This window comes from Actinacidiphila paucisporea (assembly GCF_900142575.1).
Classification (GTDB): Bacteria; Actinomycetota; Actinomycetes; order Streptomycetales; family Streptomycetaceae; genus Actinacidiphila; species Actinacidiphila paucisporea.
In genome coordinates this window covers 257,143-283,388 of record NZ_FRBI01000007.1, presented here as the reverse complement: position 1 = coordinate 283,388, position 26,246 = coordinate 257,143, and the positions used below count along the sequence as shown (strand labels likewise).

General features: G+C 72.4%; 23 protein-coding genes. 11 read left to right on the top strand and 12 right to left on the bottom strand.

The window, feature by feature from the left end; genetic code table 11:
- Positions 1-54 precede the first annotated feature (54 nt).
- The 4 genes from BUE44_RS14270 to BUE44_RS14255 all read left to right on the top strand — a co-directional run bounded on the left by BUE44_RS14270 (position 55) and on the right by BUE44_RS14255 (position 6,543).
- Positions 55-1,257 carry an LCP family protein gene (locus BUE44_RS14270; protein WP_073497991.1) on the top strand — a complete coding sequence of 401 codons (1,203 nt, stop codon included), beginning with the start codon at positions 55-57 and terminating at the stop codon, positions 1,255-1,257.
- A gap of 51 nt (positions 1,258-1,308) precedes the next feature.
- Positions 1,309-2,679, top strand: a complete 1,371-nt coding sequence (locus BUE44_RS14265) for an LCP family protein (RefSeq protein WP_073497989.1) — start codon at positions 1,309-1,311, stop codon at positions 2,677-2,679.
- A gap of 211 nt (positions 2,680-2,890) precedes the next feature.
- The gene (locus BUE44_RS14260; protein ID WP_073497987.1) at positions 2,891-4,594 is read left to right on the top strand and encodes an LCP family protein; all 1,704 of its coding nucleotides are present in this window, start codon (positions 2,891-2,893) and stop codon (positions 4,592-4,594) included.
- Positions 4,595-4,719: 125 nt separating this feature from the next.
- Positions 4,720-6,543: an LCP family protein gene (locus tag BUE44_RS14255; RefSeq protein ID WP_079189717.1), complete on the top strand. Its 1,824-nt coding sequence runs from the start codon at positions 4,720-4,722 to the stop codon at positions 6,541-6,543.
- An 89-nt stretch (positions 6,544-6,632) separates the two neighbouring features.
- Here BUE44_RS14255 and BUE44_RS14250 read toward each other — a convergent pair whose 3' ends face one another.
- Positions 6,633-7,685: a glycosyltransferase family 2 protein gene (locus BUE44_RS14250; protein WP_073497985.1), complete on the bottom strand. Its 1,053-nt coding sequence runs from the start codon at positions 7,683-7,685 to the stop codon at positions 6,633-6,635.
- 113 nt (positions 7,686-7,798) lie between these two features.
- Between BUE44_RS14250 and BUE44_RS14245 the strand changes: the two genes are divergently transcribed.
- On the top strand, positions 7,799-9,400 hold the full coding sequence (locus BUE44_RS14245; RefSeq protein WP_200804414.1) for an LCP family protein: 1,602 nt from the start codon (positions 7,799-7,801) through the stop codon (positions 9,398-9,400).
- A gap of 28 nt (positions 9,401-9,428) precedes the next feature.
- Here the strand turns inward: BUE44_RS14245 and BUE44_RS14240 are convergent, their stop codons facing one another.
- The gene (locus BUE44_RS14240) at positions 9,429-9,899 is read right to left on the bottom strand and encodes an acyl-CoA thioesterase (protein WP_073498087.1); all 471 of its coding nucleotides are present in this window, start codon (positions 9,897-9,899) and stop codon (positions 9,429-9,431) included.
- Positions 9,900-10,154: 255 nt separating this feature from the next.
- Between BUE44_RS14240 and BUE44_RS14235 the strand changes: the two genes are divergently transcribed.
- Entirely contained in the window at positions 10,155-11,381 is a 1,227-nt protein-coding gene (locus BUE44_RS14235) for an LCP family protein (protein ID WP_073497981.1), read from the top strand.
- Positions 11,382-11,489: 108 nt separating this feature from the next.
- On the opposite strand, the gene BUE44_RS14230 is transcribed toward BUE44_RS14235, so the two are convergent.
- From BUE44_RS14230 to BUE44_RS14220, 3 genes are all read right to left on the bottom strand, one after another.
- Complete coding sequence (locus BUE44_RS14230) at positions 11,490-12,143, bottom strand: LAETG motif-containing sortase-dependent surface protein (protein ID WP_073497979.1); 654 nt, start codon at positions 12,141-12,143, stop codon at positions 11,490-11,492.
- Between the two features lie 204 nt (positions 12,144-12,347).
- Positions 12,348-13,508, bottom strand: coding sequence for an acyl-CoA dehydrogenase family protein (locus BUE44_RS14225; RefSeq protein ID WP_073497977.1), 1,161 nt, complete (start codon positions 13,506-13,508; stop codon positions 12,348-12,350).
- Between the two features lie 118 nt (positions 13,509-13,626).
- Positions 13,627-14,712, bottom strand: a complete 1,086-nt coding sequence (locus BUE44_RS14220; protein ID WP_235002135.1) for an LCP family protein — start codon at positions 14,710-14,712, stop codon at positions 13,627-13,629.
- A gap of 361 nt (positions 14,713-15,073) precedes the next feature.
- Here BUE44_RS14220 and BUE44_RS14215 point away from each other — a divergent pair, with 361 nt between their 5' ends.
- The gene (locus BUE44_RS14215; protein WP_073498083.1) at positions 15,074-16,414 is read left to right on the top strand and encodes a UDP-glucose dehydrogenase family protein; all 1,341 of its coding nucleotides are present in this window, start codon (positions 15,074-15,076) and stop codon (positions 16,412-16,414) included.
- 168 nt (positions 16,415-16,582) lie between these two features.
- Positions 16,583-17,425, top strand: coding sequence for a COG4705 family protein (locus BUE44_RS14210; RefSeq protein ID WP_073498081.1), 843 nt, complete (start codon positions 16,583-16,585; stop codon positions 17,423-17,425).
- Here BUE44_RS14210 and BUE44_RS14205 read toward each other — a convergent pair.
- A complete protein-coding gene (locus BUE44_RS14205) occupies positions 17,403-17,978 on the bottom strand; it encodes a CGNR zinc finger domain-containing protein (RefSeq protein ID WP_073497975.1) in 576 nt (191 codons plus the stop codon). The two genes, BUE44_RS14210 and BUE44_RS14205, sit on opposite strands and share 23 nt — an antisense overlap.
- A gap of 92 nt (positions 17,979-18,070) precedes the next feature.
- Here BUE44_RS14205 and BUE44_RS14200 point away from each other — a divergent pair, with 92 nt between their 5' ends.
- Positions 18,071-18,439 (top strand): VOC family protein, encoded by a 369-nt coding sequence (locus BUE44_RS14200; RefSeq protein ID WP_073497973.1) that lies wholly within the window; start codon positions 18,071-18,073, stop codon positions 18,437-18,439.
- A 36-nt stretch (positions 18,440-18,475) separates the two neighbouring features.
- On the opposite strand, the gene BUE44_RS14195 is transcribed toward BUE44_RS14200, so the two are convergent.
- From BUE44_RS14195 to BUE44_RS14185, 3 genes are all read right to left on the bottom strand, one after another.
- The gene (locus tag BUE44_RS14195; protein WP_073497970.1) at positions 18,476-19,654 is read right to left on the bottom strand and encodes a dipeptidase; all 1,179 of its coding nucleotides are present in this window, start codon (positions 19,652-19,654) and stop codon (positions 18,476-18,478) included.
- A 70-nt stretch (positions 19,655-19,724) separates the two neighbouring features.
- Positions 19,725-20,267: a 5-(carboxyamino)imidazole ribonucleotide mutase gene (purE, locus tag BUE44_RS14190; protein ID WP_073497968.1), complete on the bottom strand. Its 543-nt coding sequence runs from the start codon at positions 20,265-20,267 to the stop codon at positions 19,725-19,727.
- Entirely contained in the window at positions 20,260-21,399 is a 1,140-nt protein-coding gene (locus BUE44_RS14185; RefSeq protein WP_073497966.1) for a 5-(carboxyamino)imidazole ribonucleotide synthase, read from the bottom strand. The genes purE and BUE44_RS14185 overlap by 8 nt, the downstream gene beginning before the upstream one ends.
- Positions 21,400-21,595: 196 nt before the next feature.
- Here BUE44_RS14185 and BUE44_RS14180 point away from each other — a divergent pair, with 196 nt between their 5' ends.
- Complete coding sequence (locus BUE44_RS14180) at positions 21,596-22,156, top strand: GtrA family protein (RefSeq protein ID WP_079189714.1); 561 nt, start codon at positions 21,596-21,598, stop codon at positions 22,154-22,156.
- Positions 22,157-22,177: 21 nt separating this feature from the next.
- Here the strand turns inward: BUE44_RS14180 and BUE44_RS14175 are convergent, their stop codons facing one another.
- The 3 genes from BUE44_RS14175 to BUE44_RS14165 all read right to left on the bottom strand — a co-directional run bounded on the left by BUE44_RS14175 (position 22,178) and on the right by BUE44_RS14165 (position 24,728).
- Complete coding sequence (locus BUE44_RS14175) at positions 22,178-23,443, bottom strand: ATP-binding protein (RefSeq protein ID WP_073497964.1); 1,266 nt, start codon at positions 23,441-23,443, stop codon at positions 22,178-22,180.
- 12 nt (positions 23,444-23,455) lie between these two features.
- Positions 23,456-24,130, bottom strand: a complete 675-nt coding sequence (locus BUE44_RS14170; protein WP_073497961.1) for a response regulator transcription factor — start codon at positions 24,128-24,130, stop codon at positions 23,456-23,458.
- A gap of 97 nt (positions 24,131-24,227) precedes the next feature.
- The gene (locus BUE44_RS14165; protein ID WP_079189713.1) at positions 24,228-24,728 is read right to left on the bottom strand and encodes a carboxymuconolactone decarboxylase family protein; all 501 of its coding nucleotides are present in this window, start codon (positions 24,726-24,728) and stop codon (positions 24,228-24,230) included.
- A 47-nt stretch (positions 24,729-24,775) separates the two neighbouring features.
- Here BUE44_RS14165 and pdxR point away from each other — a divergent pair, with 47 nt between their 5' ends.
- Entirely contained in the window at positions 24,776-26,221 is a 1,446-nt protein-coding gene (gene pdxR, locus BUE44_RS14160) for a MocR-like pyridoxine biosynthesis transcription factor PdxR (RefSeq protein WP_073497959.1), read from the top strand.
- The last annotated feature ends 25 nt before the right edge of the window (positions 26,222-26,246 follow it).

Sequence of the window (26,246 nt, the reverse complement as noted above, 5' to 3'; positions counted from 1 at the left end):
GTCTGAACGAGTGGCGTACCGGCGCACGAGTCCGGGGGGGCGCATGGATGAGGGATGGGCGGAGACGTGACGTCAGCAGAGCCTCCGGCGGAGGACGTTTCGGATCCGGCGCCGCCGCGTCGGAATTACCGGTGGCTCAAGGTGCTGGCGGCTGTCACCGCCCTGGTCGTGCTGGCCCTCGCCGGAGGCGTCTGGTACCTGTACCAGCGGCTGGACGGGAACATCACCACGGACACCGCGACCGAGGTCCAGTTGAAGGTGCACGCCTCGGAGCGGCCCACGCAGGGGCCGACGTCGGCGGAGAACATCCTGCTGCTGGGCTCCGACAACCGCGGTGACGGCAACGAGAAGTACGGCGAGGACAGCGGCACACAGCGCTCTGACACCGCGATCCTGCTGCACCTGGCGGCGGACCGGCACAGTGCGACGGCGATGAGCATTCCGCGCGACCTGATGGCCCATGTGCCGAGCTGCGACAAGCCGGGCGGGGGCAAGACCGAGGCGAGGCTGGAGCAGTTCAACTGGGCCTTCGAGTTCGGCGGCGCCGCGTGCACGATCCGTACGGTCGAGGACATGACCGGCATCCGTATCGACCATCACCTGATCGTGGACTTCTCGGGGTTCAAGAAGATCGTGAACGCGATCAACGGCGTCGACGTGTGCCTGGCGGAGCCGGTGCACGACACGAAGGCGCACCTCGACCTGCCCGCGGGCCGGCAGACGCTGAACGGCGAGCAGGCGCTCGGCTATGTGCGGGCCAGGCACGGTTTCGGGGACGGCAGCGACACGGAGCGGATGGACCGTCAGCAGGGCTTCCTCGGGTCGCTGTTCTCCAAGGTCAGCAGCAACGGCGTGCTGCTCAACCCCACGAAGGTCTACCCGGTGCTGTCGGCGGCGACGTCGTCGCTGACCGCGGATCCGGGCCTGGACTCGCTCAGCGAGCTGTACGGCCTGGCGCGTGACATCCAGCGGATACCCGCGGGGCAGCTGCGCTTCCTGACGGTGCCGCGCGAGCAGTACACGCTGGACCGCAACCGCGACCAGTTGGTGCAGCCCGCCGCTGACCGGCTCTTCGCGGCGCTGCGTGACGACGTGCAGGTCACGGTGACGCCGGACGGGAAGGCCGACAGCGGGAAGCCGGGCTCGACCGGCACCGCGGCCCCGGGCGGCACGCCCACCGCGAGCGGTACGCCGGGCACCACGGCGCCCGTTTACCGCGGTACGACCGCTGATGCCGACATCTGCGGCAAAGCCTGATGAACTAGAGTGAGCGGTCGGCCGCCCGTGGACGGAGGGACCCGATCGACCGTGGACGCGGAGGAGTCCGGGTACGTCGACCCGGCTGACCAGTGGGTGCTCGACCCGGTGACCGGCCTGTACGAGCTGCGTCTTGACGCGCCGTCGGAACCGGTGTCCGCCCCCGCACCCGCGCCGGCCGAGCCCGTGCCACCACGACGCGCCCGGTCCGCCGCCGTACGCGCTCCGGCCGGCCGCGCGGGTCGTGGCGGGCGGCGGGCCGCTCCCGCGGCAGGCTCGCGCCGCCGCAAGGCCAGGTCGCGCAGGCCGCCGGCCCTGGTGTGGGCGGTGGGCGCGGCCTGCGCCGTGCTGGTCGCCGGCGTGATCGCGGGGATCGCCGCGCTGGGGCGGGGCGATGGGCCGAGCATCCACACCGTGGACATCGGCGCCGCCGGCAGCAAGGACCCCGTCCACACCGGTGCGATGAACGTCCTGGTGCTCAGCCGCAAGCCGGCGGACACCGCCGTGCTGCTGCACCTTGCCGCGGACCGCGGCAATGCCACGGCGCTGGGCATTCCGCCGGCATTGGTGACGGACATCCCGGACTGCCGGGTCGGGGGCGGCACGGTGAAGGGCGCGAAGCAGCAGCCGTTCTCCGCCGCGCTGGCCGGGCGCGGCCCGGGCTGCGCCCTGCGGGTGGCCGAACAGGCGACCGGGCTGCCCGTGGACCACGTCGTGCTGGTCGACTACGCGGCGGCGCGGGCCGCCTCGACCGGGATCGCAGCGGCTGACCTGTGTGTCGACCGCACGCTGGCCGACCCGCGGAATCTGACCGCGCTGGCCCGTACCGCGCCTGCCGCGCTCACCACCGACGCCCCGCTGGGCAGCGTGAAGGCGCTGGGGGCGCTGGCCGGCGCGATGGGCGCAGCCGATCCCGAGCACCTGACCTTCGCGACGGTGCCGGTGGCCGACCGGGCGAAGGCCTCGCAGCTCTACGCCCTGCTGGCGCACGATGTGAACCTGTCGCCCGACCACCCTGCCGCGGCCGACCCGAAACTGGTCGGCCCGAAGGCGACACCGCACAACACCCGGGTGGAGGTCTACAACGGCACGGGGGTCTTCGGCGCCTCGCAGGACGTGCTGACCTGGCTGCAGAACAGCCAGGGTGTCAACCGGTCGACCAACGGCGGCGACGCCCATGGCAGAGCGCCGAGGACGACTCTGCAATATGCACCCAATCAGGCCGACCAGGCCCGCTCTCTCGCCGCGATGATGGGCCTGCCCGCGTCCGCGCTGGTCCCCGGCACGAAGGACGCGGCGCCCCGGGCGAACATGACGCTCACCTTGGGCGCGGACTTCACGGCGCCCGGCGTCCCGGTCGGGCCGCCCACCGCGCCGCCCAAGGGCGTGGCGCTGACACCCGCGTCCGCCGTCCACTGCTGACCCCGCAATGCAGGCGCACATACGTGCGAAGACGGACATCCGCAGCAAAGAACGGTGAAAAGCTGCTGAAAGACCACGCCAATTCCGGGCGGAGTTGCGGTCATTTGTCCGCTTGTCAGTGGATCGGACCTCCCGGGATCATCCTCCGGCGCCACTTCGGGCGACTACTGTAAGCGATCCGGCGGTTACCAGACGGAGGGCCCGAGGGACCGTGGACACGCAAGGCCGAGACGACATCGATCCGGCGGACCAGTGGGTCATCGACCCGGCGACCGGCGCCTACCGACGGCGGCAGCGACCGGAGCAGGACCCGGCGCGGAAGGCCGGCCTGCCGCGGCAGGCCGGCCGCGCGCCCACCGCCCCCGCGACCGTGCCGGCGCCCAGGACCCGCCGCACACCCGGCGCCGATGGTCCCGCGGGGCGCAGGAAGGGGCGCCCGCCCGGCAGGGGCCCGTCCCGGCGCAGGAAGGCGCTGCTGTGGACGGCGGGCTCGCTGGGCCTGGTCCTGGTCGCCGTCGGGGTTGGCGGCTACCTGGTCTACGAGCACTTCAACGGCAATCTCACCACCGTGGACGTCGGCGACGCGGGCAGCAAGGACGTCCTCGGCGACGGCCCGCTCAACCTGCTGGTCATCGGCACCGACAGCCGCCAGGGCACGGGCGGCGCCTACGGCGACCCGGACAACCTCGGGCACGCCGACACCACCATCCTCTTCCACGTGTCGGCCGACCGCGGCAATGCCACCGCGATGAGCATCCCGCGGGACATCGTCACGAGCATCCCGGCCTGCCCGACCCGGCACAAGGACGGCACCACGACGGTGATCCCCGGCATTCCCGCCGGGCCGACCACTCCCAAGTTCAACGAGAGCCTGGGCGTCGGCGGGCGCGACCCGGGCTGCACGATGCGGGCGGTGACCGCGCTGACCGGGATCCCGGTGGACCACTTCATGATGGTGGACTTCGAGGCGGTCAAGGCACTGTCGACGGCCGTCGGAGGGGTCGACGTGTGCCTGGCCAGGCCGCTGGTCGATCCCAAGTCGCATCTCGACCTGAGCGCCGGGCCGCACCGGATCGAGGGCGAGCAGGCGCTGCAGTTCGTCAGGACCCGGCACGCGCTGCGCAACCAGAGCGACCTGGACAGGATCAAGCTGCAGCAGCTGTTCCTCGGCGCGATGATCCGCAAGATCAAGTCCAGCGGGACCCTGACCAACCCCGGGAAGCTCTTCACGCTGGCGAACGTGGCGACCCGGGCCCTCACGGTGGACAGCGCGATCGGCAGCGTCTCGAAGCTGACCAGCCTGGCCAAGGGCCTTAGCAAGGTCGACGCCAGGCACATCACCTTCACCACCCTGCCGGTGGTCGACAACCCCGCCGAGAAGGTCCACGCCACGGTCGTGGTCGACCAGGCCAGGGCGCGGCGGCTGCTCACCATGATCAAGGACGACGTCCCGCTCAGCAGGCGCAGGAAGCGGCCGAGGAGCGACGCCCTGCTGCGCGGCCCGAAGGCCGCGCCCGCCGACGTCCGGGTCCGGGTCTACAACGGCAGCGGCATCCTCGGGGCGGCGCGCGGCACGGTGGCCTGGCTGCGCGGCACCGAGGGCGTCGGCAGCCCCGCCAACGGCGGCAACGCCCCCGCACCGGCCGCGCGGACCACCCTGGTCTACGCCCCGGAGCAGGCCGCCCAGGCCCGGGCGCTGGCCGCGATGCTCGGGCTGCCCGGCTCGGCGCTCAGGCCGTCGCCGGGGGCCGGCGGCGCCGGGGGCACGGACCCGGCGGGCACGGCCGGCACAGGGGCCATGGCGCTCACCCTCGGCGCCGACTTCACGCGGGCCGGCGTCCCGGTCGCGGACCCCGACACGCCCCCCGACGGCCTGGACCGGACGGAAGCCGACAACTCGTCCTGTGTGAGTTGATTCACGAAACCTCCCCGTTACCCACGTCGTGTTAAGTCGGGGCCCCTGGACTGCAACTCCGTGCGGCCGAAGGCCGTCTGACAGGAGGACGACCGAGATACGGCCGGCGCAGGGGAGGGTTCTTGATGCGGGACGGGGCAACGGGGGGCCAGGATGCCGCGTCGAACCATGGCGAATACGGCTGGGACGAGGGCCTTTACCGGGACGACGCGCGCGCGTACGCCCCGCAGGGGACGGACTACGGGAGCGCTCAGGTGCCGGGGCCGAGAAGCCCGCACGGCAGCGGCGACGGCCCCGAGCCGATACCCGGCGGACCTGGCGCGGGCGGCGCCGACAGCGGCCCCGCGGGGCACGGCGGCGGGCGCGGCCGGGGGCATGCCGCCGGCCAGGGCAGCGGGCACCGCAGGGGCGGCCCGCGGCGGCAGCGCAGCCGTAAGCGCAAGGTGCTGCGCTGGGTGGCGATCGTGGCCGCGGTGGGTGTGCTGGGCACGGCGGGGGCGGCCTACGGCTACTACGAGTACCTGTCCGGCAAGATCCGCAAGGGCGAGCGGGTCAGCGGCAAGACGACCGTGGCCAAGCCGAAGGCCAACGCCAACGGCAGCACGGCGATGAACATCCTGATCCTCGGCTCCGACAGCCGGCTCAGCGCGGACGACCAGAAACTCGGCGGCGCCGCGGACAGCGAGGGCGCACGGGCGGACGTGATCATGATCGCCCACCTGTCCGCGGACCGCAGCAACATGTCGGTGGTCAGCATTCCCCGCGACACCCGGGTGGACATTCCCGAGTGCGAGGACCCCAAGACCCACCACGTCTATCCGAAGTACAACAGCATCATCAACGCCTCACTCGGCCGCGGCGGCCCCGGCTGCACGCTCGCGACCGTGCAGAACCTCACCAACGTCTACATCGACCACTGGCTGATGATCGACTTCTCGGGCGTGGTGAAGATGGCCGACGTCCTCGGCGGCGTGGAAGTGTGCGTCCAGCACAGCGTCTGGGACCGCCCCACCAAATACATCGCCCACGGCGGGTCCGGGCTGAAGCTCCCCAAGGGCAAGAGCATCATCAAGGACAAGCAGGCGCTGCAGTGGCTGCGCACCCGCGACGCCTTCGGTGACGACTCGGGCCGCGCCAAGGCCCAGCACATGTACATGAGCTCGCTGATCCGTACCTTGCGCGGCCAGAACCTCTTCACCAGCCCGGCCCGGCTGAACAAGATCGCCACCACCGCGATGGGCGCCTTCGCGTTCTCCTCGGAGATCGGTACCCCGAAGAAGCTCTACGACCTCGGCATGGAGCTGAAAAGCATCTCGCCGTCCCGGATGACGATGCTGACCATGCCGCACGACGCGGACCCGAAGGACCCGAAGGCGCACTACATACCGTCCGCGGACGCGAGCACCGTGTGGTCGCTGCTGCGCAACGACGTGCCGATGGACGCGGGCGGCAAGGCGAAGGTCCCGGGGGCGGCGAGCGCGTCGCCCACGCCGAGCACCACGACGGGCCCGCCCGCCGCGGCTCCCGCGACGATCCCGGTCACCGTGGTCAACGGCACGGCGGGGACAGCGGGCAACCAGGCCGTCGGCCACCGCGCCACGGCCATCGCGACGGCTCTGAAGACCGCGGGCTTCACCAAGGCCGAGCCGAGCCAGACCGCCGTCCCCAGCCCCGGCACCAGCGTGGTCTATCCGGCCGCCTCCGGTGACCAGGGCAAGGCCGACGCGGCCTCGGTGGCGAAGGCGCTGAAGATCCCGCTGAGCAACGTGAAGCCGTCCACCACCGCGCAGGCCATCACCCTGACGGTCGGCGCTGACTGGAAGCAGGGCACCGACTACAGCTCGACGCTGCCCAAGGCGGGTGGCGTCCCCAAGACCGCGGACGTCGTCAACGGCGCGGACACCACGGGCTGCATGCCCATCCAGCCGATCTACCGCTGGGCGGGCTGACCGGGCCGCACGCGTACGGGAGAGGGGTCCGCCGGAAGCTTCCGGCGGACCCCTCTCCCGTACCGGCGCAAGTGCCTACGGGCGTACGGTCACGCGTCGGCCCGCGCCGACTCCTCGGCGGTTGCGGTGACGGCGGGGCGGCGGCTGGCGATGACCGTACGGGCCAGCGAGCGCGGGCTGGTCAGGAAGCCGTAGCCCCAGCTCATGTGCATGGTGGCCAGCGCGAGCGGTATGCGCAGCCGGGCGCCCGCGCCAAGGCCGCGGCCGGCCGGGAGCGAGCCGACGGTGACGGCCGCGAGATAGGCCGCGGGCACCAGCAGCGCCCACGGCGTCAGCACGGCGCCGACGACGATGCCGGCGGCGTTGGCCAGCACGGCGGCGGGCGCCGCCAGATACCGCAGGTTGACCGAGCCGCGGTGGTAGCGGGTCACCACCCGGCGCCACCGGCCGTAGTCCTTGTACTGCTTGGCCAGGGCGCGGACGGTCGGCCGCGGCCGGTAGGAGACGCGCAGCTCCGGCGAGAACCAGATGAGGTGGCCGGCCCCGCGGATGCGGTAGTTCAGCTCCCAGTCCTGGGCTCGGATGAATTCCACGTTGTAGCCGCCCTGCTGTTCCAGCACCTCGCGGCGGAAGACGCCGAGATAGACGGTGTCGGCGGGGGCGGCGGCGCCACCGGTGTGGAAGGCCGCGTTGCCGACGCCGATCTTCGCGGTCATGGCCGCGGCGACGGCTTCCTCCCAGGCGTTCTCGCCCTCGGCGTGCATGATGCCGCCGACATTCGCCGCGCCCGTCTCGTCCAGCAGGCGTACGGCCGTGGCTATGTAGTCCGGCGAGAGCATGCCGTGGCCGTCGACGCGCACCACGACCGGGTGGCGGGAGGCCTTGATCGCGGCGTTCAGTGCGGCGGGCGTGCGCCCGGTGGGGTTGGGCACCGTGTGGACCCGGGGGTCCTCGGCGACCAGTTCGGCCGCGATCGCGTCGGTGCGGTCCTTGGAGGGACCGAGCGCGATGACGACTTCCAGCTCGCCCGGATAGTCCTGTTCCAGGATGTGCCGGACGGAGTTGCGCAGGTGGCGCTCCTCGTTGAGCACCGGCATGATCACGGAGACGGCCGGGAGCGCGGGGGCATTGGCGGCGTTCATCGCGGCAAACGTTACCGCCAATGGGGGACCCCAGCGCGTGGGGGCAAGGCTGACAGTCCTATTTGTCCCTAGCCTGAACGGGTCTTCCTGCCTGTCCACCGCGGAGGGAACCCGTGCCGCCGACCAGCCGACGTCCAGTCCGCCCCCAACGGCCGCAGCCAGGACGACGGCCGGCGCCGGGCCGGCGTCCTCCCGTCCGGCGCCCTCCCGTCCGGCTGAGCACCCGGATCGTCGGCGGGATCGCGCTGCTGGTGATCACCGCGAGCGGCATCGGCCACGCGGTGGTGACCGGGGTGAACGGGGCGATCGGCCGGGTGGACGCCTTCGGCGGCATGCAGGGCCGCCCCGACGGCAGCAAGGGCATGAACTTCCTGCTGGTCGGGACGGACGACCGGGACAACCTCGCCCCGGACGAGAAGAAGCGCTACCACCTGGGCGGCGCCCCCTGCCACTGCACGGACACGATCATGCTGGTGCACCTGTCGCAGGACCGCTCCCGGGCCAGCGTGGTCAGCATCCCGCGCGACACCTACGTCCTGCTGCCCACCGGGCCCGCGACGCCCGCCCCGAAGGCCGGGACGAAGGACGGCACCAAGGACAGCGCGAAGACCGGCGCGAAGGCCGCGAGCGACGGCAAGAACGCCGAGGAAGGCGCCGGGCCCACCGCTACACCCACCCCCGCCACCAAGCCGGCCAAGCTCAACCAGGCCTACGCGCTGGGCGGCCCCCGGCTCACCGTGCAGACCGTCGAGCAGCTGACCGGCGTCCACGTCGACCACTACCTGGAGGTGGATTTCACCAGCTTCATGAAGACCGTCGACGTCATCGGCGGCGTCCCGGTCTGCACCTCCCGCCCGCTCAAGGACCCCTTCTCGGGCCTGGACCTGCCGGTGGGCACCACGACGCTGAACGGCGGCCAGGCGCTGCAGTACGTGCGCTCCCGGCATCTGGACCCGGCCGCCGACCTCGGGCGGATGCAGCGCCAGCAGCGCTTCCTCGCCCAGGTCATCCACAAGATCACCAGCAGCGGCACGCTCTCCGACCCGCTGCGGCTCGGCAGGGTCGCCTCCACCGTGCTCGGCTCGGTCCGCGCCGACCAGGCCCTGGACAGCCAGGACCTGATCGGCCTCGGCCGCGCCATGAAGGGCTTCTCGCCCGGCTCGTCGGAATTCACCTCGGTGCCGCTGAGCGTCACCAGCTCCAACGTCCCCGGCGTCGGCTCCACCGTGAAGTGGGACGCCCTCAAGGCGGGCCGGCTGTGGGCGACGATCCGCGCCGACCGGCCGCTCACCGCGCCGCGCCCGGCCCCCGGCGGCAGCAGCACGCCCGCGGGCGTGCAGATCGCGGTCGACCCGGCGAAGATCCGGGTACGGGTCGCGAACGGCACCTCCGTCGGCGGGCTGGCCGCGAGCACCCAGCAGGCGCTGCGCGCCACCGGCTTCGCCACCACCGGCGTACCGGCCACCGCGTACCGGCACGTGCCGCACACCGTCATCCGCTACGACCCGCGCTGGGACGACTCGGCCAGAGCGCTGGCCGTCGCCCTGCCGGGCGCGCAACTGGTGCCCGCGGCCGGGCAGGGGCCGGTGATGCGGGTCACGCTCGGCCCGGACTTCGCCATGGCCAGGGTGCGGCCGGTCACCGCGCCGCTGCCCGATCCCGGTGCGCAGCCGGCGCAGGGCGCGCTCACCGGCGACCAGGTGGGCTGCGGCTGAGGCGCGGACCGGCGCCGGCGGGGCCGGGTCAGTCGTCCAGGCCCTCGGCCGCCCGCTCCCTGCGCAGCTCCAGGATCGCCCGGCGACGGGCCAGCCGGTGCGTACGGCGGATCTGCGCCTCCTGCCAGCGGCGCCGGTCCTGCGCGGTCTCCGGCAGGACCGGCGGCACCCGGCGCGGGTGGCCCTCGGCGTCCACGGCGACGAAGACCAGATAGGCGCTCGCGACCTGCTTGGCGGGCCGCCCCGCCTCGTTCCAGCGCTCGGCGACGACCCGGACACCGACCTCCATGGAGGTCTTGCCCGTCCAGTTGACCTGGGCCTTGACCTGGAGCAGGTCGCCGACCCTGACCGGTTCGAGGAAGGCCATCTCGTCCATCGCGCCGGTCACCGCGGGTCCCTCGGAGTGCCGCCCGGCGACCGCGCCCGCGGCGTCGTCCACCAGTTTCATCACCACACCGCCGTGGACGGTGCCCAGCAGGTTGGTGTCGTGGGCGCTCATGATGTGCGACAGCGTGATGCGGGCGGCGGACGTCGGCTTGCCCGGGATCACCGGGACCTGCGCGATGTCCGGGGCTTGCTGGGCCTGCGGCGCGGCAGGCGTCCCCGGGGTGCCGGAGCCTGCGGATGGATCGATCATGACAGCTACTTTATGTCCGTTACGAAACCGCTGCGGCCGGTGGCCGAATGCATCGGATCTGCTACAGAACCGCCCTGGATTCAAGGTCCCACGCCGCAGCCGGGCACACTGACGGACATGAACGGTTGGAGCGATGACACCGAGCAGCGCAGGCTCTCCGAGCCTCCGCTGCCCCCAGAACTGTCGCCGCGCCGGGCCGCCGCTGCCTCGGGCGGGGTCCCGGCGCAGCCCACTCGCCGCCCCGCGCAGGGAGACCGGCTGCCGCCCGGCGCGATCCCGCAGCCCGGCAGCGGAGGCGACGGCTACGGCCCGCCGGCCACCGGCGGCCCCGGCGCCGCGGGACCGCGTGCCCCGCGCTGGAGCACCCGCAGGAAGATCGGCTACACGGCCCTCGGCCTCGTCGTGGCGCTGCTCGTGGTGTCCGTCTCGACGTACTTCTGGGCCGACTCCAAGGTGCGGCGCGAGGTCGACCTGAGCAAGGTCGAGGACCGCCCGGCGGCCGGCGAGGGCACCAACTACCTGATCGTCGGTTCGGACAGCCGCGAGGGGCTGACCAAGCAGGACGAGAAGACTCTGCACACCGGTGCCGCGTCGGGCCAGCGCACGGACTCGATGATGATCCTGCACACCGGCAGCAACGGCACCACGATGATGAGCCTGCCGCGTGACTCCTACGTCACCATCCCGGCCTTCACCGGGCAGCAGTCGCACAAGCGGTACGCGGCCTCCACGCACAAGCTGAACCGCGCGTACTCCGACGGCGGCCCGGAGCTGCTGACCAGGACCATCGAGTACAACACGGGCATCCACATCGACCACTACGCCGAGATCGGCTTCGCCGGCTTCGTGAACCTGGTCAACGCGCTCGGCGGGGTGAACATGTGCCTGGACAAGCCGCTGCACGACAAGGCGTCGGGCGCGGACTTCGCCGCGGGCTGCCAGAAGATGAACGGCCAGCAGTCGCTCGCCTTCGTCCGGCAGCGCCACCAGGAGGCCGACCAGGACCTCGGCCGGATGCGCAACCAGCAGAAGTTCCTGTCGACCCTCGCCCACCAGGCGGCGTCGCCCTCGACGGTGCTGAACCCGTTCAAGCTCTACCCGGTGATCGGCTCGGGCCTCGACACGCTCGTCGTGGACAAGAAGATGAGCCTGCACAATCTCGTGTCGATGTTCTGGGCCATGAAGGGCGTCACCGGCGGCAGCGGAAACTCCGTCACCGTGCCGATAGCCAATGCCAACTACCGGACGTCCAACGACGGTGACGCCGTCAAGTGGGACATGACGAAGGCGAAGACGCTCTTCGGCGAGCTGATCCACGACGACAAGGTCACCGTGACCAAGTAGCCGCCAAGGCCCCCGTGCCGACATGCCGACGGCCCCGGCTCCCCCGCGATCGACGCGGTGGGAACCGGGGCCGTCCGGCGTGTTACGCCGCCTGCCGGGGTGCGGATGTCAGTGACGGCCGGCCGGGTTGCGGCGGCGCAGCATGAAGACCGTGCCGCCACCGGCCGCGACGAGCACCGCGGCGACACCGGCGATCATGCCGGTGTTGCTGCCGCCACCGGTCTCGGCGAGGTTGGACGTGCCACCGGCCGGCGAGGGCGCGTTGGTGTCGGCGACAGCCGCGGCGGGCGCGGTGGTGGTCGCCGTCGGCGTGGGCGCCGCCGAGCTGGCCGTGTCGGACGGCGTCGGAGACGCGGTGGTCGGCGACGGGCTGGGAACGGCGCACGCCGTGGCGGGCGTGGTCACCTCCTTGGTGCCGACGTCACCGCCACCGGTCTTGGTGACGTTCACGGTGTAGACCGTGTTGGGCGCCCACTCGACGGGGAAGGTGAAGGTGACGCCTTCCCTGGTGCCCTTGACGTTCTTCTGGGAGCCGACCGGCGTCGTCCCCTGGGAGACCGTGATGTCGACAGCGGTACCGGAGCCGTCCTGGTCGAGGACCTGGATCACGCCGTGGTGGCTGTCGTCGCACGACGCCGAGGGGGTGAACTCGGTGATGGAGCAGGCAAACGCGCTGCCTGCGACGCCCAGCGCAAGAGCGGCTGCGGCGGAGGCGACGCCGATGGAACGCACCGCTATCGCGGTGCGGCGGTTAATGGACACGTCTTCCCTTCACGGGATCGGAACACAAGCGCGGAAAGAGCCGGTCAGCGAACAGTGCGGCCCCCCGCCCCGCTGATGGCCCCACAGCTTTACAAGCCCCCACGTCCGCTTGTCAATTGATCACAAACCGACCACAACTCGACCCCAAACCCACAAAGAGCACCCGAGTGGGGTGCTCTTCGTGGGGCTGCTGTTACAGAGTTGCTACGCGGGCAGGTTGCGTGCCATGACGATCCGCTGGACCTGGTTGGTGCCCTCGTAGATCTGGGTGATCTTGGCGTCGCGCATCATCCGCTCGACCGGATAGTCGCGTGTGTACCCGTATCCGCCGAGGAGTTGGACGGCGTCGGTGGTGACCGACATGGCCACGTCGGAGGCGTAGCACTTGGCGGCGGCGCCGAAGAAGGTGAGGTCGGGGTCGGAGCGCTCCGACCTGGCCGCGGCGGCGTAGGTGAGCTGGCGGGCGGCCTCCAGCTTCATGGCCATGTCGGCCAGCATGAACTGGATGCCCTGGAATTCGGCGATGGCCTTGCCGAACTGCTTGCGCTCGGCCACATAGCCCTTCGCGTAGTCCAGCGCGCCCTGGGCGATGCCGAGGGCCTGGGCGGCGATGGTGACGCGGGTGTGGTCCAGGGTCTTCATCGCGGTGGCGAAGCCGGTGCCCTCCTCGCCGATGATGCGGTCGGCGGGGATGCGGACGTTGTCGAAGTAGACCTCGCGGGTCGGCGAGCCCTTGATGCCCAGCTTCTTCTCCGGGGCGCCGAAGGAGACGCCCTCGTCGCCCTTCTCCACCACGAAGGCCGAGATGCCCTTGGAGCGCTTGTCGGGGTCGGTGACCGCCATGACGGTGTAGAAGTCGGAGACCCCGGCGTTGGTGATCCAGCGCTTGACGCCGTTGAGCACGTAGGTGTCGCCGTCGCGTACGGCCCGGGTCTTCATGCCCGCCGCGTCGGAGCCCGCCTCGGGCTCCGACAGGGCGTAGGAGAACATCCCCTCCTTGCGGGCGAGCGCGCCCAGGTACTTCGTCTTCAGCTCCTCCGAGCCGGACAGCTGCACCGGGAGCGAGCCGAGCTTGTTGACCGCGGGGATGAGCGAGGAGGACGCGCAGACCCGGGCGACCTCCTCGATCACGATGACGGTGGACAGCGCGTCGGCGCCCGATCCGTCGTACGCCTCGGGGACGTGCACCGCGTGCAGGTCGTTGGCCTCCAGCGCGTCACGCGCCTCCTGCGGGAAGCGGCCCTGCTCGTCCACCTCGGCGGCGAAGGGGGCGATCTTCGCCTCGGCGAGGGAGCGCACGGCGTCCCGCAGCATGTCGTGCTCTTCGGAGGTCCGGAAAAAGTCGAAGTCCGAGGATCCGGCCACAGAGTCTCACTCCCGATGCTAACTACCGTTAAGTAACCGTACAATCCTAGGGCCGGGCCCATGATCAGGCCTACGTGACGTTCCCGACATGAAGGCCGCCGGCCGCCCGACCCGCCCCTCACGACACCCGGCTGCCGAGCGTGTCGAGGCTGTGGGTGGCCACGAAGCCGGCCATAGTGTCGTTGCGCATCGCCTCCCACAGCTCCGCGCCGCCGTTGGCGTCGAGCAGCACGACCGACTGCTTGCCGATGGAGTCGAAGCCCGCGACAGGCGTGTTCATGAAGGCCATGTCCGAGGCGCGCACCGAGCGCAGGTCCCACACCAGGTTGCGCAGCGCCCCGTCGGACAGCCGGTCGTCCACGCTGACCACCGAGGTGACCTGGTCCAGGGTGCGCTTGAGCTTGAGCGGATTGGTGACCGTGCCGCCGGAGAGCGTCTTCGCCAGCACCGCCCGCAGGAAGTTCTGCTGCCGGTGGGTACGGTCGAGGTCGCCGTTCGGCAGGCCGTAGCGCTCGCGTACGTAGTCCAGCGCGTCGGCTCCGTCCATGTGGTGCGGGCCCGCGGTCCACACCCCGCCGGGGCCGTTGCGGCGCGAGACGGTCCTGTCGACGGTGATGTCGACGCCGCCGACCGCGTCGGTCAGCTCCCTGAAGCCGCTCCAGTCGATGACCGCCAGGTGGTCGATCCTGACCTTCGTCAGCCGCTGCACGGTGTCGATCAGCAGCGGCGGGCCGCCCCATGAGAAGGCGGCGTTCAGCTTGGCCATGCCGTGGCCGGGGATGTTCACCCAGGAGTCACGGGGCAGCGAGACGACGTAGGCGTGCTTGTGGTCGGCCGGCAGGTGCACCAGCATCATCGTGTCGCTGCGCTGGGCGCCCGGCTTCCACTCCGGCGCCTCGGCGTCGTTGCCGGTGGTGGGCAGGTCGGAGCGGGAGTCCAGGCCGACCAGCAGGAAGGTCTGGCTGCCGCTCTTCGACGGTGGCGGGAGCGCGTCGGCCGGCACGTCGGTGGGGAAGGCGTGCGGGATGCGCTGGACGCGGCCGGTGTAGTGCTCGTACGCCCAGTAGCCGGTGCCGGCGATCAGCAGGGCGCCGGTGCACAGCAGGATGAGCGCGCCGAACAGCACCCGGCGGGTGCGGCGCCTGATCCGGGCGCGGCGGTCGGGCGGCCCGGGTTTCGCGCCCGGCTCGGAAGGGCCGGCCACCTCGGGTACGTCGCCCGGCTCGGAAGGGCCGGCTGCCCCGGGTGTGGCGCCCGGCTCGGGTATCTCACGTGGCTCAACTGTGTCGCCCGGCTCGGGTATGTCACGTGGCTCGGGAATGTGCGCCGGCTCGGCTATGTCCCCCGGCTCGGCTGTGCCGCCCGGTTCCGCCGTGTCGCCGGGGCCGGGCGCGCCGGGCGGCTCCGCATCCCCTGCCACGCCGGCTCTGTCGTCGTCCTTACCAGCCACGATCGCCCCCACCCCTGCCGTTCCCCACCCCTGTGGTCGAGTCACCGCATTGTGGACCGGCCGACCTGCACGCGCCCCCCGTTTGGCCCAGCCTGTGCCGACTATGCTCTGGCCCATGCCACTGAAGCTCACCGTCATCGGTACCGGCTATCTCGGCGCCACCCACGCCGTCGCCATGGCCGAACTCGGTTTCGACGTGCTCGCGCTCGACATCGAGCCGCGAAAGATCGAGATGCTGTCGCAGGGCCGGGTGCCGATGTTCGAGCCGGGTCTCGAAGAGCTGCTCGCCAAGCACGTGGCGGGGATCGAGGGGTCGAGCGGGCGGCTGCGCTTCACCCTGTCGTGGGAGGAGGTGGCCGAATTCGGCGACGTGCACTTCGTGTGCGTCAACACCCCGCAGAAGCAGGGCGAGTACGCCTGCGACATGAGCTACGTGGACCGCGCCTTCTCGATGCTGGCCCCGCATCTGCGGCGGCACGCGCTGGTGGTCGGCAAGTCCACCGTGCCGGTGGGCAGCGCGGCCCGGCTGGCGGCGCTGCTGGCCGAGCTGGCGCCGGCGGGCGCGGGCGTGGAGCTGGCGTGGAATCCGGAGTTCCTGCGCGAGGGCTTCGCGGTGCAGGACACCCTGCACCCGGACCGGATCGTGGTGGGCGTGACGAGCGAGCGCGCGGAATCCCTCCTGCGGGAGGTTTACGCCACACCCATCGCAGAAGGCACTCCTTTCGTCGTCGCCGACTATCCGACGGCCGAGCTGGTCAAGACCGCGGCGAACGCCTTCCTCGCCACGAAGATCTCGTTCATCAACGCCATGGCCGAGGTCAGCGAGGCGGCCGGCGGCGACGTGGCCAAGCTCGCCGAGGCGATCGGCTACGACGACCGGATCGGCCGCAAGTTCCTGCGGGCCGGCATCGGCTTCGGCGGCGGCTGCCTGCCCAAGGACATCCGCGCCTTCATGGCCAGGGCCGGCGAGCTGGGCGCCGACCAGGCGCTGACCTTCCTGCGCGAGGTCGACTCCATCAACATGCGGCGCCGCACCCACATGGTGGAGATGGCCCGCGAGGCACTGGGCGGCGGTTTCCTCGGCTGCCGGGTCGCGGTGCTCGGCGCGACCTTCAAGCCGGACTCCGACGACGTACGGGACTCCCCCGCGCTCAACGTGGCGGGCCAGATCCAGTTGCAGGGCGGTCAGGTCACCGTCTACGACCCCAAGGGCATGGACAACGCCCGCTCGCTCTTCCCCACCCTCGGCTACGCACAGACGGCTCTGGACGCGGTACGGGGCGCCGACATAGTGCTGCACCTGACCGAGTGGCGGGAATTCCGCGAGCTGGACCCGGGCGAGCTGGCCGACGTGGCGCGCGGCCGCTCGGTGCTCGACGGCCGCAACTCCCTGGACCCGGCCGTGTGGCGGAAGGCCGGCTGGACCTACCGCGCGATGGGCCGCCCGCACGCGTAGGGCAGAGGGCTCGCAGTAACGCGGGCGCAGCGAGCTGCGCAGGCATAGAACCGGTAAAGCCGGGGTGGTCGGCGGCGGTGCCCCCGACCACTTCGTCTACAGTCCTGTAGACGCCGGGTCGAACCGGGAAGTGGCTGCGGCGCACCGGCGCCGGGAATGGCGGTGCCCATGAACGACTCCAGGCCGGGCGGGACCGGCACCCGCCACCGGCGGACGGCCGTACCCCGCGGCGGTGCCGCCGCCGCCACGGCGTGGACCAAGGTGCCGGCCAGGATCACCGTCGGCTTCTGGGTGACCAAGGTGCTCACCACCGGCATGGGCGAGACGACGTCCGACTTCCTCGGCCGCGCCATGAGCCCGGTGCTCGCGGGCGCGATCGGGCTGCTCGGCCTGGCGGCGGCACTGATGCTGCAGTTGCGCGCCCCGCGCTATTCGCCGTGGATCTACTGGTCGGCCGTCGTCATGGTCAGCGTGTTCGGCACCATGGCCGCCGACGTCATCCATGTCGTCGGCGGCATCCCGTACGCCGTCTCCACCGTCGCCTTCGCCCTGCTGCTCGCGGGAGTGCTCATCGCCTGGTACCGCAGCGAGGGCACCTTGTCGATCCACAGCATCAGCACCGTGCGCCGGGAGCGGTTCTACTGGGCGACGGTGCTCACCACCTTCGCGCTCGGCACCGCCACGGGCGACCTGACCGCGGGCACCTGGCACCTGGGCTACTTCTCCTCCGGTGTCGCCTTCGCCGCGCTGATCGCCGTCCCCGCGCTGGGACGGCTGGCCGGCATGAGCGCGGTGGCCACCTTCTGGTGGGCCTACGTGCTGACCCGCCCGCTGGGCGCGTCCTTCGCCGACTGGATGGGCGTGCCCGTCTCCCGTGGCGGGCTCGGCTGGGGCACGGGGCCGGTGAGCCTGGTCCTGGCCGCGGTGATCGCGGTAGCGGTCGGCCTCACCGCCGCCGCGCACCGCAGGTCCGGCGCCGCGGCCGGGGTCAGCCCGCTTCCGGCGCGCTGACCCGCCCGTTCTTCCGGTAGGTCCGCATCTTGGCCCGGCTGCCGCAGATCGCCATCGTGCACCAGCGGCTGCGGCCCGCCGGGCTGCGGTCGTAGTAGACCCAGCGGCAGGTGCCGGCGGCGCAGGCCTTCAGCCGCGGCCAGGTGCCGTCGGCGGTGGCCCGCACGATGGCCGCCGCCACCGCGGCGGCCAGCTCGTCCGCGCCGGCGAGCCCGCCGGCGGGGACCACGGTCGCGCGACCCTCGGCGTCGACGGCCAGCCGCAGCGGTGCGCGCGCCAGCAGCCGGTCCAGGGCGGCCGTGGTGGCGGCGGGGACGTCGGTGCCCGCGTGGGCCGCGCAGACGTCCCGCAGGGCCTCCCGCAGCGTCAGGACGTCGGCGAGGGCGTCCGCGTCGTAGCCGCGCCCCGACAGGCCCCGGCCGCGCGCCCAGTCCGCGGCCTCCTCGGCGGTACGCAACTCCTCGCTGCCGCCCTCCAGGTCCACGGTGTTGACCAGGTCCTGCACGAGCCGCAGCGGTTCGGGCGCGGGATCGCGTACTCCGGGCTGCTCCACCCTTGCCACGTTACCGCCGTACCGCCATCATGAAGTAACGGTTACCGGTAGCACGCCTAAGCCGGTAACACCGTTCCGACGAAAGGACCCGCATGATCGGCCGGCTGAGCGCCGTCGTCCTCGACTGTCCCGACCCCGCCGCCCTTGCCGCGTTCTACGCCGAGCTGGTGGGCGGCACCGTCGAGGTGGAGGACGAGACGTGGGTGGAACTGAACCGCGAGGACGGTCCCGCGCTGTCCTTCCAGCTCGCCCCAGGACACCGGGCGCCCGAGTGGCCCGACCCTGAGCGCCCGCAGCAGTTCCACACGGACATCGCGGTGCCGCGCCCGGAGATGGACGACGCGGAGAAGAAGGTGCTCGCGCTGGGCGCGACCCTGCTGGAGGGCGACCTCGAAGGCACCCGCAACTGGCGGGTCTACGCCGACCCCGCCGGGCACCCCTTCTGCCTGTGCGCCTGCTGAGGCCGCCCGCGCGGCCCTGACCGGGGCCGGACGGGGTCAGCCGACCGGCTGCGCCATGGTCGACGGCCCGCGCTTCACCCGGAGCGCGGCCGCGGCCGACTCCGCGTCGCGCAGCACCCGCACCGCGTTGTGCCACGTCAGCTTGGCCAGGTCGGCGTCCGACCAGCCGCGGCGCAGGAGCTCGGCGACCAGGTTCGGGTAGCCGGCCACGTCGCTCAGGCCGTCGGGTGTGAAGGCGGTGCCGTCGAAGTCGCCGCCGATGCCGATGTGGTCGACGCCGGCCACCTCGCGCATGTGGTCGAGGTGGTCCGCGACGGTCGCCGCAGTGGCTGCCGGGCGCGGGTGCGCCGCTTCGTAGGCCCGCTGGACGGCCATCCCCCGCGGGGTGGTGTCCAGCGGGTGCAGCCCGTGCGCGCGCATGTTGTCGTCGGCCGCCGCGGTCCACTCGATGGCCGCGGGGAGGATGAACTTCGGTACGAAGGTGGCCATGGCCACGCCTCCGTTGACGGGCAGTCGGGCGAGCACGTCGTCGGGGATGTTGCGCACGTGGTCGCAGACCGCGCGGGCCGAGGAGTGCGAGAAGAGCACCGGCGCCTCGGCCACCCGCAGGGCGGCGCGCATGGTGTCGGCGGAGACGTGCGAGAGATCCACCAGCATGCCGAGCCGGTTCATCTCCCTGACGACCTCCTCGCCGAAGGCGGTCAGGCCGCCGGCGGCGGGCTCGTCGGTGGCGGAGTCCGCCCACGGGGTGTTGTCGTTGTGGGTGAGCGTCATGTAGCGCACGCCGAGGGCGTGGAAGGCCCGCAGAACGGCCAGGGAGCAGTCGATGCTGTGACCGCCCTCGGCGCCCATCAGTGAGGCGATACGGCCCCTGCCACGGGCTTCCTCGAGGTCGTCGGCGGTCAGCGCGAGCATCAGGTCGTCGGGATAGCGCTCGGTCATCCGGTGGACGACGTCGATCTGCTCCAGGGTCGCGGTGACCGCGTCCGCGCCGGCCAGTTCCACCGACACGTAGACCGACCAGAACTGGCCGCCGACGCCGCCGGCCCGCAGCCGGGGGATGTCGGTGTGCAGCCGGTCGCTCTGGTCGGCCGAGATGTCCAGCCGGTCGAGGTCGTAGGAGACCTGCTTGCGCAGCGCCCAGGGCAGGTCGTTGTGCCCGTCGACGACGGGGTGGGCGGCGAGCAGGTCGCGGGCGCGGGCGAGGAGGTCCATGCAGGCCAGCCTATGCGGCGGCATACGCCGTCACGCCGCCGCACACGGCGGCGGCGCACACGGCGGCGGCCTACTTGGCGAAGCCGAAGCCCGCCGCGCCGGTCACCTTGGCGCGCAGCCGGCGGCCCTTCTCGGTGGCCTGCTCGTTGAGCGATGCCTGGAAGTCCCGCATCCGCGCCTGCAGCTCCTGGTCGTGCGCGGCCAGGATGCGGACCGCGAGCAGCCCGGCGTTGCGCGCGCCGGCCACCGAGACGGTCGCGACCGGCACACCGGCCGGCATCTGCACGATGGACAGCAGCGAGTCCATGCCGTCCAGGTACTTCAGCGGCACCGGCACCCCGATGACCGGCAGCGGGGTGACCGAGGCGAGCATGCCGGGCAGGTGCGCGGCGCCGCCGGCGCCCGCGATGATCACCTGGAGCCCGCGGCCGGCGGCCTGCTCGCCGTAGGCGACCATCTCGTGCGGCATGCGGTGCGCCGAGACGACGTCGACCTCGAAGGTGACGTCGAACTCCTGCAGCGCGTGGGCGGCGGCCTCCATCACCGGCCAGTCGGAGTCGGAGCCCATGACGATGCCCACCGCGGGCACGGCCGTCCCGCTCGCTTCACTCATCGATCGTCCCTCGCAGGTAGTCGGCCGCGTGACGGGCGCGCTCGCGCACGTCGTCCAGGTCGTCGCCGTAGGTGGTGACGTGGCCGACCTTGCGGCCGGGCTTCACGTCCTTGCCGTACATGTGGATCTTCAGCCCGGGGTCGCGGGCCATGCAGTGCAGATAGCCGGCGTACATGTCGGAGTAGTCGCCGCCGAGCACGTTCGCCATCACCGTCCAGCGGGTCCGCGGCCGCGGGTCGCCGAGCGGCAGGTCGAGCACGGCCCGCAGGTGGTTGGCGAACTGCGAGGTGGCGGCGCCGTCGATGGTCCAGTGGCCGCTGTTGTGCGGGCGCATCGCCAGCTCGTTGACCAGCAGGCGGCCGTCGGCGGTCTCGAACAGCTCGACGGCGAGATGGCCCACCACGCCGAGCTCGCGGGCCACCGTGAGCGCGAGGCGCTGGGCCCGCGCCGAGAGAAGGTCGGGCAGGCCGGGCGCCGGCGCGATCACCGTGTCGCACACCCCGTCGACCTGCACGGACTCCACCACCGGATAGGCCACCGCCTGGCCGTGCGGCGAGCGCACGACGTTCGCGGCCAGCTCGCGCACGAAGTCGACCTTCTCCTCGGCGAGCACCGGCACCCCGGCGCGGAAGGCGTCCGCCGCGTCCGCCTCGGCCCGGACGAACCACACGCCCTTGCCGTCGTAGCCGCCGGTCACCGTCTTGAGGACCAGCGGGTAGCCCGCGGTCTCCGCGGCGAACCGGGTGACGTCCGCCGGGTCGGCGACGATCCGGTTGCGCGGGCAGGGCACGCCGATCTCGGCGAGCCTGGCCCGCATGACGCCCTTGTCGTGCGCGTGCAGCAGCGCGTCGGGCCCCGGGCGTACCACGACGCCGTCCGCCTCCAGGGCGCGCAGGTGCCCGGTCGGCACGTGCTCGTGGTCGAAGGTGATCACGTCGCAGCCCTGGGCGAAGGCGCGCAGCGTGTCGAGGTCGCGGTAGTCGCCGACGGTGACGTCCGCGGCGACCAGCGCGGCCGAGTCCTGTGCGGTGTCGCTGAGAATCCTGAACCTGATGCCGAGCGGGATGCCCGCCTCGTGGGTCATACGGGCGAGCTGGCCGCCGCCGACCATGCCGACTACGGGGAATGTCACGTTTTTTCCTGCCGGTGGTGCACGGGGGCCGATCCCCCGATGATGGCCCTACCAGCGTATCCGGCGTACGACCGCCCGAACGCCGGACGGCTCCGCGGCGACTTCCGGGGGGCGGTTAGCATGAAGGACACCGAAATCCTGCCCCGCCGACCGGCGGCATCGACCATCCCCGACAGACAGGGCCCGAGCGATCACCATGACCGGATTCAGCGCCCTGCGCGGCAAGCTGGCCCTGATGTACCGCGAGATCGCGAAGTTCGGGGCAGTGGGCGGTGTGGGCGTCCTGGTCAACATCGGGGTCTTCAACCTGGTGCGGCACAGCACCGGGCTGCAGACGGTCCGGGCCAGCGTGCTGGCGACACTGGTGTCCATCGCCTTCAACTACCTGGGCTTCCGCTACTTCACCTACCGGGACCGCGGCAAGGCAGGCCGCACCAAGGAGCTGGGGCGCTTCCTGGGCTTCAGCTGCATCGGCCTGGTGATCGAGAACGGCGTGCTGTTCGTGGCGACGTACGGCTTCGACTGGGACAGCCAGCTGCAGAGCAACATCTTCAAATTCGTCGGCATCGGCGTCGCGACGCTCTTCCGCTTCTGGTCGTACCGCACCTGGGTCTTCCGGGCGGTCCCCGCGGGGGACCCGGTGGAGCAGGCCGAGTCCTTCCTGACGGCGGGCGGCGGCGCGACGTGCGCCGGCGCGACCGGCGTGTCCGGGGATCGGCGCAGGCGGCGCAAGGCCGGTGCGAACCGGCGCGTCTGACCGCCGCACGGCCGCCGGCGCTCAGCTGACGATGTCCTCGCGGGGCGGCGGGGGCTGCATCTGCCGGGCGAGGAAGAGGGCGAAGACCGGGGGGTGCTGCTGGAGCAGTTCGAGCCGGCCGCCGTCGGCCTCGGCCAGGTCGCGGGCGAGCGCCAGGCCGAGCCCGGTCGAATTGCGGCCGCTGACCGTGCGCTCGAAGACCCGCGCGCCCAGGTCGGACGGCACCCCGCGGCCCTCGTCGGTCACCTCGACGACCGCCTGGTTGCCGGTCACCCGGGTGCGCAGCCCCACCGTGCCCGCGCCGTGCATCAGCGAGTTCTCGATCAGGGTGGCCAGCACCTGCGCGACTGCCCCCGGGGTGCCCACCGCCCGCAGCGCGGGAGTGCCGGAGCGGACGATGGCCCGGCCCTCGTTCTGGTACGCCGGGCGCCACTCCTCGACCTGCTGCTTGATGACCTCGTCGAGGTCGAAGTAGACCGCGGACCCGGTCCGCGGGTCGCGCGCGTTGGTCAGCAGCCGCTGCACCACGTCGGTGAGCCGCTCGACCTGGCCGAGGGCGATCGTCGCCTCCTCCTTGACCGTCTCCTGGTCGTCGGTGGCCACGATCTCCTCCAGCCGCATCGACAGCGCGGTCAGCGGGGTCCGCAGCTGGTGCGAGGCGTCGGAGGCGAGCCGGCGCTCCGCGGTGAGCATCCGCCCGATCCGCTCGGCGCTGGCGTCCAGCACGTCGGCGATCCGGTCCAGTTCCGGCACGCCGTAGCGGCGGTGCCGGGGGCGGGGGTCACCGGAGCCGAGGCGTTCGGCGGTCGCCGCGAGGTCGCTGAGCGGGCTGGCCAGCCGCTTGGCCTGGCGTACGGCCAGACCGACCGCGGCCAGCACGGCGAGCAGCGCGACGGCCAGGATCACCAGCAGATTGCGGCCGATCTCCTCGCTGACGGTGGAGCGCGACTGCTCCACGGTGACGGACTCGCCGTGGTCGCCGCGCTGGGTGGAGGTGATGACCTTGCCCTTGGGCCGGGCGCCGAGGGTGACCTGCGGGTGGCCGGGCACCTGCACCACCGCGTAGCGGTCGGCGGCGATCTGCCGGTCCAGGCCCTTGGCGTCGATGCTCTCGCCGGCCACGATGCGGTTCTCCACGATGCCGACCAGCCGCACCGCCTCGGACTCGACGCCGTCGCGCGCGCTGCTCTCGATGGTCCTGGTCTCCACGAAGATCAGGGACAGCCCGAAGACGGCGATGACGACGAGCACCACGGCCAGCGTGGAGGAGATGAGACGGCGACGCACGGCGGCGGCGGGTCAGTTCTTCTCGAACCGGAAACCGACTCCGCGAACCGTGGAGATGTACCGCGGGTTGGCCGCGTCGTCGCCGAGTTTCTTGCGCAGCCAGGAGATGTGCATGTCGAGGGTCTTGGTGGACGACCACCATGTGGTGTCCCACACCTCGCGCATCAGCTGCTCGCGGGTGACGACCCGGCCCGCGTCCCGCACCAGCACCCGGAGCAGGTCGAACTCCTTGGCGGTGAGTTGCAGTTCGTCGTCGCCCATCCAGGCGCGGTGCGACTCGACGTCGATCCGCACCCCGTGGGTGGACGGCTGCGCGGGCTCGGTGGTGCCGCGCCGCAGCAGGGCGCGCACCCGGGCCAGCAGTTCGGCAAGCCGGAAGGGCTTGGTCACGTAGTCGTCGGCGCCGGCGTCCAGGCCGACGACCGTGTCGACCTCGTCGGCGCGGGCGGTCAGTACCAGCACCGGGAAGGTGTGGCCCTCGGTGCGGATCCGCCGGCACACGTCGAGGCCGTCCATCCCGGGCAGGCCCAGGTCGAGCACCACCAGGTCGACGGAACCAAGCAGCGCCGCCTCCAGCGCGGTGGGTCCGTCCTCGCGCACCTCGACCTCGTAACCCTCGCGGCGCAGTGCGCGCGCGAGCGGTTCCGAGATGGATGCGTCGTCCTCGGCCAGAAGTACGCGGGTCATGGGCTTGATGGTAGTCCGCGCCCCCCTGGCCCGAGGTGGTGGTACGCCGCTGTCCGCTCACGCCCCCCGCGGCCGCCCCGTGCCGGCCGCGGGGCGGTCAGGACAGCGGCCAGGGGCGCGCGGTGGCGCCCAGCCTGTTCCAGGCGTTGATGACGGTGATCGCCCAGATGAGTTCGGCCAGTTCCTGGTCGCTGAACCGGGCGGCGGCGCGGGCGAAGACCTCGTCACCGACCTGCCCGTCGGCGAGCCGGGTGACGGCCTCGGTCAGCTCCAGCGCCGCCCGTTCGCGGGCGGTGAAGAACGGGGTCTCCCGCCACACCGGCAGCGCGTAGAGGCGGCGTTCGCTCTCGCCGCCCTCGCGGGCGTCCTTGCTGTGGGTGTCGACGCAGTAGGCGCAGCCGTTCAGCTGCGAGGCGCGGGCCCTGACCAGTTCGAGCAGCGGGACTTCGAGGCTGATGTCGCGGGCGGCGGCGTCCAGCGCGTTCATGGCCCGGTTGACGTGCGGGACGAGGGTGTCCACGGCGAGGCGGACGGCGGGGACGACGAGGTCCCCCTCGGTGGTGGCGGCCTTCACGGCGGTGGCGGTCTCAGTGCTCATGACAGTGAATCTACTGACCGAGTGGATCCTGGGTAAGGTCCACTTTCATGGATGATTCCTGGCCCACTTCAGCGGCGGGCGAGCACCGGGAGACCGGTGTGGACCTGCATCTCGACCTGCCGCCCGGCACCTCCCAGGGCCGCAGGGCGGCCCTTGAGCGGGCGCTGCGCGACGCCGTGCGCCACGGCCGGCTCGCCCCCGGCAGCCGGCTGCCCTCCAGCCGCCGGCTGGCCGAGCAGACGGGGCTGTCCCGCGGCACTGTCAAGGCGGCCTACGACCAGCTCACCGCCGAGGGGTACCTGACCGCCCGCCAGGGCTCGGGCACGGTGGTCGCCGACCGCCCGCAGGGACCGTCGCCGCAGCCGCCCGGCAGGTCCGCCGCCACGCGCCCGCCGCGCCACGACCTGCGGCCCGGCAGCCCCGACGTCACGTCCTTCCCCACCTCGGCATGGCTGCGCGCCACCCGCCGCGCGCTGGGCGCCGTGCCGTCCGCGGCCTACGACTACGGCGACCCGCGCGGCAGGGCCGAACTGCGGGCGGCACTGGCCGAATACCTCGGCAGGACCCGCGGGGTGGTCGCCGACCCCGACCGCATCGTGGTCGTCTCCGGTTACGTGCAGGGCCTGGCGCTGCTGACAGCGGTGCTGGGGCGCCCCGTGGTGGGTATGGAGGACCCGGGGCTGCCCTTCCACCGCGAGGTGGTCCGGCGGGCCGGCGGCCGGGTGGTACCGCTGCCGGTCGACGAGCACGGCGCGGGCGCGGGCGGGGACCTGCCGCGGATGGACGCGGTGGTGGTCACCCCGGCCCACCAGTACCCGACCGGCGTCACCCTCCATCCGGCCCGCCGGCACGCGCTCACCGACTGGGCACGGGCCGGCGGCGGTCTGGTGATCGAGGACGACTACGACGGCGAATTCCGCTACGACAGGCAGCCGGTGGGCGCACTCCAGGGCACCGCCCCCGACCAGGTCGTCTACCTGGGCACCGCGTCGAAGACGCTGGGGCCCGCGCTGCGGCTCGGCTGGATGGTGCTGCCGCCGCACCTGGTGCGGCCGGTCGCCGAGGCCAAGCTCTACAGCGATTACCACACCGGCGCCGTGGGCCAGTTGGCGCTGGCCGACCTGATCGCCGACCACGCCTACGACCGGCACGTCCGCGCCTCCCGGCTGCGCTACCGGCGCCGCCGCGACCTGCTCGTCGAGCGGCTGGAAGGCGCCGCGGTGCGCCCCGGCGTGGAACTGCGGGGCATCGCGGCCGGGCTGCACGCGCTGGTCAGCCTGCCGCAGGACGGCCCCGACGAGGCGGCGACGCTGCGCCGGGCCACGGCCGAGGGCCTCGCCGTCGACGCCCTGGGCGGGCACTGGCACGGCGCGGACGGCGGCGACCGCTCCTCCCCCGGTCGCCCGCGGGGACTGATCGTCGGCTACGGCACTCCCGGGGAGGGCGCTTACCCGGCGGCGCTCGCCGCGTTGACGCGCGTGCTGCGGCCTTAGGGCCTACCGGCGCGCTGCGGCCTTC

What these genes read in the sequence shown, in the direction of transcription:
- BUE44_RS14270 (WP_073497991.1), top strand. Translation starts at nt 55, where the DNA reads ATGGGCGGAGACGTGACGTCAGCAGAGCCTCCGGCGGAGGACGTTTCG.
- BUE44_RS14255 (WP_079189717.1), top strand. Translation starts at nt 4,720, where the DNA reads ATGCGGGACGGGGCAACGGGGGGCCAGGATGCCGCGTCGAACCATGGC.
- BUE44_RS14250 (WP_073497985.1), bottom strand. Translation starts at nt 7,685, where the DNA reads ATGAACGCCGCCAATGCCCCCGCGCTCCCGGCCGTCTCCGTGATCATG.
- BUE44_RS14240 (WP_073498087.1), bottom strand. Translation starts at nt 9,899, where the DNA reads ATGAGCGCCCACGACACCAACCTGCTGGGCACCGTCCACGGCGGTGTG.
- BUE44_RS14235 (WP_073497981.1), top strand. Translation starts at nt 10,155, where the DNA reads ATGAACGGTTGGAGCGATGACACCGAGCAGCGCAGGCTCTCCGAGCCT.
- BUE44_RS14215 (WP_073498083.1), top strand. Translation starts at nt 15,074, where the DNA reads ATGCCACTGAAGCTCACCGTCATCGGTACCGGCTATCTCGGCGCCACC.
- BUE44_RS14210 (WP_073498081.1), top strand. Translation starts at nt 16,583, where the DNA reads ATGAACGACTCCAGGCCGGGCGGGACCGGCACCCGCCACCGGCGGACG.
- BUE44_RS14200 (WP_073497973.1), top strand. Translation starts at nt 18,071, where the DNA reads ATGATCGGCCGGCTGAGCGCCGTCGTCCTCGACTGTCCCGACCCCGCC.
- BUE44_RS14195 (WP_073497970.1), bottom strand. Translation starts at nt 19,654, where the DNA reads ATGGACCTCCTCGCCCGCGCCCGCGACCTGCTCGCCGCCCACCCCGTC.
- purE (WP_073497968.1), bottom strand. Translation starts at nt 20,267, where the DNA reads ATGAGTGAAGCGAGCGGGACGGCCGTGCCCGCGGTGGGCATCGTCATG.
- BUE44_RS14180 (WP_079189714.1), top strand. Translation starts at nt 21,596, where the DNA reads ATGACCGGATTCAGCGCCCTGCGCGGCAAGCTGGCCCTGATGTACCGC.
- BUE44_RS14170 (WP_073497961.1), bottom strand. Translation starts at nt 24,130, where the DNA reads ATGACCCGCGTACTTCTGGCCGAGGACGACGCATCCATCTCGGAACCG.
- BUE44_RS14165 (WP_079189713.1), bottom strand. Translation starts at nt 24,728, where the DNA reads ATGAGCACTGAGACCGCCACCGCCGTGAAGGCCGCCACCACCGAGGGG.
- pdxR (WP_073497959.1), top strand. Translation starts at nt 24,776, where the DNA reads ATGGATGATTCCTGGCCCACTTCAGCGGCGGGCGAGCACCGGGAGACC.